The 5,478-nt window shown below is 58.7% G+C and carries 1 tRNA gene and 3 rRNA genes; all 4 read right to left on the bottom strand.

Annotated elements, in window-relative coordinates:
* Positions 1 to 27 precede the first annotated feature (27 nt).
* A 5S ribosomal RNA gene (rrf, locus tag FZP69_RS22170) occupies positions 28 to 149 on the bottom strand.
* Between the two features lie 185 nt (positions 150 to 334).
* A 23S ribosomal RNA gene (locus tag FZP69_RS22175) occupies positions 335 to 3,249 on the bottom strand.
* Positions 3,250 to 3,490: 241 nt separating this feature from the next.
* Positions 3,491 to 3,562: transfer RNA gene (locus FZP69_RS22180), tRNA-Ala, on the bottom strand.
* A 102-nt stretch (positions 3,563 to 3,664) separates the two neighbouring features.
* A 16S ribosomal RNA gene (locus FZP69_RS22185) occupies positions 3,665 to 5,130 on the bottom strand.
* The 16S, 23S and 5S rRNA genes sit together here with 1 tRNA gene alongside, the layout of an rRNA operon.
* Positions 5,131 to 5,478 lie beyond the last annotated feature (348 nt).

The following is a 5,478-nucleotide window of genomic DNA, read 5'->3' on the forward strand; positions in this document are numbered from 1 at the left end:
GTATGAATATGAGTATGAAGTATGAGTGCGAGGCGGCGAATCAGTGTTCCCAGGGGCTCGCGCACCCCAGTACTCGCTGATACGCTGGCGAGCTTAACTTCCGTGTTCGGGATGGGTACGGGTGTTACCTCGCCGCTCTGGCCGCCTCAACGCCGACCGACGGAATCGAACCGTCGTTCCGTCCAACGTCGGTCAAACCGAATCGAACCGAAACCCTACCGACCGAATCGGATCGGTCTGGTCGGGTCGGATCGTGTCAGTATCGTGTGTGCGTGCAATCCAGTTTGCGCCTGGACTCGGTTCGTCGAGTCACAGTGCGGGCCAACTCTGATTACGAGTATGGCTCGGTCTGTTAGTGCTCGCGGGCTGAACGACTCGTTGCCTCGTCGCGTACACCCCGAGTCTATCGAACTCGTCTTCTACGAGTGACCTCGGTGACACCTCTTTTTCAGGTGGGTTTCGAGCTTAGATGCGTTCAGCTCTTACCCCGTGTGGCGTAGCTGCCCGGCAACTGCCCTCTCGGACAACCGGTACACCAGTGGCCACCATTCGTAGTTCCTCTCGTACTATACGAACGTTCCCGTCAGGTGTCTTCACACCCCCAATAGATAGCAGCCGACCTGTCTCACGACGGTCTAAACCCAGCTCACGACCTCCTTTAATAGGCGAACAACCTCACCCTTGCCCGCTTCTGCACGGGCAGGATGGAGGGAACCGACATCGAGGTAGCAAGCCACCGGGTCGATATGTGCTCTTGCCGGTGACGACTCTGTTATCCCTAAGGTAGCTTTTCTGTCATCTACGGGTCCCATGAATGAACCTCGTAGGTTCGCTAGACCACGCTTTCGCGTCAGCGATCCTCGTTAGGAAGATCACTGTCAGACATCCTTTTGCTCTTGCACTCTTCCTCGGGTTTCCGACCCGAGTGAGGATATCTTTGGGCGCGCTCGATATCTTTTCGAGCGCGTACCGCCCCAGTCAAACTGCCCGGCTACCGGTGTCCTCCTCCCGGAGTGAGAGTCGCAGTCACTGACGGGTAGTATTTCAGTGTTGGCTCGGTGGCCCGCTAGCGCGGGTACCTGTGTCGCGCCTCCTACCTATCCTGCACATCAGCGACCACGTCTCAGCGACAGCCTGCAGTAAAGCTCTATAGGGTCTTCGCTTCCCCTTGGGGGTCTCCAGACTCCGCACTGGAACGTACAGTTCACCGGGCCCAGCGTTGGGACAGCGACGCTCTCGTTGATCCATTCATGCAAGCCGCTACTGAAGCGGCAAGGTACTACGCTACCTTAAGAGGGTCATAGTTACCCCCGCCGTTGACGGGTCCTTCGTCCAGTTGTACCTGGTGTTCAGATACCCGCACTGGGCAGGATTCAGTGACCGTACGAGTCCTTACGGATTTGCGGTCACCTGTGTTGTTACTAGACAGTCGGAGCGTCCGAGTCACTGCGACCTGCCTCGTGAAAGGCAGGCATCCCTTATTGCGAACGTACGGGACTAGATTGCCGAATTCCCTAACGCCGGTTGCTCCCGACAGGCCTTGGCTTGCTCTGCCAGAGCACCTGTGTCGGATCTCGGTACGAACACGCACCTCGTCTTTTCACGGGCTCCAGGTAACATCGACTTGCGCTGTCCCGGACTTGGCTCGCTTCGTGCCGTTACGGCTTCCACGAGTTTCTCCGGTTCGACCGGGCGAAGGCCCGGCTCGATGGTTCCCAAAGCGTCGACTTTGAGTGGTGGTGGTACTGGAATATTAACCAGTTTCCCATTTGACCGATTCGAGTTACGGTCGGTCTTAGGATCGACTAACCCTCGGCTGATTGGCAGTGCCGAGGAACCCTTGCTCTTCAGGCCGTCGGGGTTGTCACCCGACTTTCGCTGCTACTGTGACCAGGATTTTCGTTTCCGTACGGTCCACACGAGTTCTCACCCGTGCTTCCACCCGGACGGAGCGCCAGTCTACAAGATCCCTTTCGGGCTGGCAGGTCTCGGAAGTGGATTTGAGCCCCGATCATTTTCGGCGCCTCGAACCTCGGCCGGTAAGCTGTTACGCTTTTCTTAGAGGGTAGCTGCTTCTAAGCTCACCTCCCGGCTGTTTAGGGCTCGAGACCACCTTCGGTCGCACTTAATCCACATTTGGGGTCCTTAACCTACCTCTGGGTTGTCTCCCTCACGGTACCCAAGCTTACCCCGGAGTACCGGACTCCCAGCTTCTACGACGTACGCAGGTTCGGAGTTCGACAGGGAGGCCGACTCCTCTCGGAGGCGGGTCTCCCAATCGGTCGCTCTACCCCGCGTACTATCTCTGCTGAGGTCATGCTTCGACATGTTTCGACTGGAACCAGCTGTTGCCGAGTTCGATGGGCCTTTCACCCCTACGCGCGGGTCACGGGAGGGTATTGTAGGACACCACCCCTAGCGGGCTTCCACGTGGCTTTCGCCACGCTTCACCCTGCCCTCGCGTAGATCACTCGGTTTCGGGTCGCAACCGTCTGACTCCCCGCGCTTGAACACGGTGAGCCTGGACTTCCGAAGAAGTCTGCGCTCGTATCGGTTTCCCTTCGCCTTCCACGGTTCTCGTGTTAGACTCGCCAGACAATTGCACTCCCTGGGTCGTTTTTCAAAACGTACGACGCGACACCGGCTTCCCTCGAGTCCTACTGGACGCTCGCGCGTCGGTCGTTCGTCGAGGGACCTTGTATGCCCCGTCGTTCTATCACTGACTGAGTTCAGGCCCTATTGCACCGCCCTTCTCGGGGTGCTTTTCAGCGTTCGCTCACGCTACTTGTTCGCTATCGGTCTCGAGGAGTGTTTAGTCTTCCCAGGTCATGCCTGGGATCTTCACGAGGGATATCCAACCCCCGCTACTCTGGAGCTGACGCACACTGTAGTAGATCCCGATACGGGGCTGTCACCCTGTATCGCACTCCGTTCCAGGAGATTTCTCGGGATCGTTCGAGTGATGAGAGTCAGTCCGAACACCACATTGCCCGAAGGCTTCGGTTTGGACTGTGTCGCGTTTACTCGCCGTTACTGACGACATCGCGGTTTGCGTTCTTTTCCTGCTCCTACTGAGATGTTTCAATTCGGAGCGTTCCCCATTGCGCGAAGCAATTGTAGAGGGATTCCCATTCGGAGATCTCCGGTTCTTCGCCTCCATGCGGCTTCCCGGAGCTTTTCGCAGCTTGGCACGTCCGTCATCGGCTCTCGAGCCGAGCCATTCACCAGCCAGTACAGTAGCCAGTTCGTGATCTGACCTGTGACGGTCTGATCAGTATGGTTGGGCGCACTTGACTCGGTGAACCGAGTCCAGTGGACGCCTGGATTGCACGTACACACGATCTCATTACGCTCCCGGTGACAGCGGGCGCGTTCGACCCTTCCCAACCACGCTTTCGCGGGATGGTGCATCGGTTCAGTGGTTCGGGACTCGTCGTACCGTGTTCGTCCCCTTAAGGGGAGCGATTCGGTTACGGCGAGATCCCGGGAGTGGACCCGCTGGGATTTGAACCCAGGGCTTCCTCCTTGCAAAGGAGGCGCTCTGCCGCTGAGCTACGGGCCCGGTTAGCCCTGGTAGTTCTTCGGTGCCCGGCCGGTCGACGGGGTGGCGCTGGCGGCGTGCAATGAGAAGGTGGGCTCACCGTACAGGTGAGTCCCGATCGTTAGGAGGTGATCCAGCCGCAGATTCCCCTACGGCTACCTTGTTACGACTTAAGCCCCCTTGCGGAGCCCAGATTCGACCTGGGAGCCAGGCCTCATCCGGACCCCACTCGGGTGCTTTGACGGGCGGTGTGTGCAAGGAGCAGGGACGTATTCACCGCGCTCTGCTGAAACGCGATTACTACCGAATCCAGCTTCATGCGGGCGAGTTTCAGCCCGCAATCCGAACTACGACCAGGTTTCGGAGATTACCGTCCTCTCTCGAGGTAGGAACCCATTGTCCTGGCCATTGTAGCCCGCGTGTAGCCCAGCTCATTCGGGGCATACTGACCTACCGTTGCCCGTTCCTTCCTCCGCTTTAGCAGCGGCAGTCCACCTAATGTACCCATCCAGGAAACCTGATGCTGGCAATTAAGTGTGCGGGTCTCGCTCGTTGCCTGACTTAACAGGACGCCTCACGGTACGAGCTGACGGCGGCCATGCACCTCCTCTCTACAGCGTCGTGACAAGGTCATCAACCTGGTCGTCATCACTGTAGTCGGAGCTGGTGAGATGTCCGGCGTTGAGTCCAATTAAACCGCAGGCTCCTCCGGTTGTAGTGCTCCCCCGCCAATTCCTTTAAGTTTCATCCTTGCGGACGTACTTCCCAGGCGGCCAGTTTCTCGGCTTCCCTACGGCACAGCAGAGGCTCGTAGCCTCTGCCACACCTAACTGGCATCGTTTACGGCTGGGACTACCCGGGTATCTAATCCGGTTCGAGACCCCAGCTTTCGTCCCTCACTGTCGGATCCGTCTTCTCGAGGTGCTTTCGCCATCGGTGGTCCGTCCAGGATTACGGGATTTCACTCCTACCCCGGACGTACCCCTCGAGCCTTCCGGTCCCAAGCCACGCAGTTTCCGCCGGACGCCCAACGGTTGAGCCGTTGGATTTCCCGACGGACTTGCGTGGCCAGCTACGGACGCTTTAGGCCCAATAACAGCGGCCATCACTCGAGCTGCCGGTATTACCGCGGCGGCTGGCACCGGTCTTGCCCAGCTCTTGTTCCACGACCTCCCTACGGTCGTGAAAAGCGAGGGCTAGTATGCCCTCGCACTCGGGGTCCCCTTATCGCACTGGCGTGCAGTGTAAAGGTTTCGCGCCTGCTGCGCCCCGTAGGGCCCGGAATCTTGTCTCAGATTCCGTCTCCGGGCTCTTGCTCTCACAACCCGTACTGATTATCGGCACGGTGGGCCGTTACCCCACCGTCTACCTAATCAGCCGCAGCCACATCCTCTGGCGCCGGAGCGTTTCGGGTACCCAGTATTCCAACTCGGGTACCGTATGGACTATTAGCCTCAGTTTCCCGAGGGTATGGTCCTCCAGAGGGTAGTTTGGCCACGTGTTACGGAGCTTTTCGCTACGTAATCGTACAACTAGCATGGCTAAATCGGACCCCGATAGCAATGGCCTCCGGCAGGATCAACCGGAATGTTCCCTCCCAGAGGGAGGGGGGTGGCGGGACGTGCATCGCGGTGCGATGCACATCACCATATCGTTCATTGCAAGGTCCGTCCAGCGACACCGACCGTCGGCCGGCCGAGTGTCACCGAACTACCAGGGCTAACATCAGATTCCGTCTTACGGCGGACCGCAGGGGGGGAATCCTCACGTTTTCTTCGGACCTGAACCAACGGGACTGAGGGTGATAAACCCGTCGAACCCCGGTGGGTGGTCCGAACGCGAGCGCGGATCGGAGGTGACCGAGCCGCAGTCGCAGTGTGTCGTTCGCGTTCCATCGAAACGCCGTGTCGTACTTAAGCCCGTCGGAGTGCGACGGG

It is taken from the genome of Salinigranum salinum (assembly GCF_009176545.1).
In the GTDB taxonomy this organism is placed as follows: domain Archaea; phylum Halobacteriota; class Halobacteria; order Halobacteriales; family Haloferacaceae; genus Salinigranum; species Salinigranum salinum.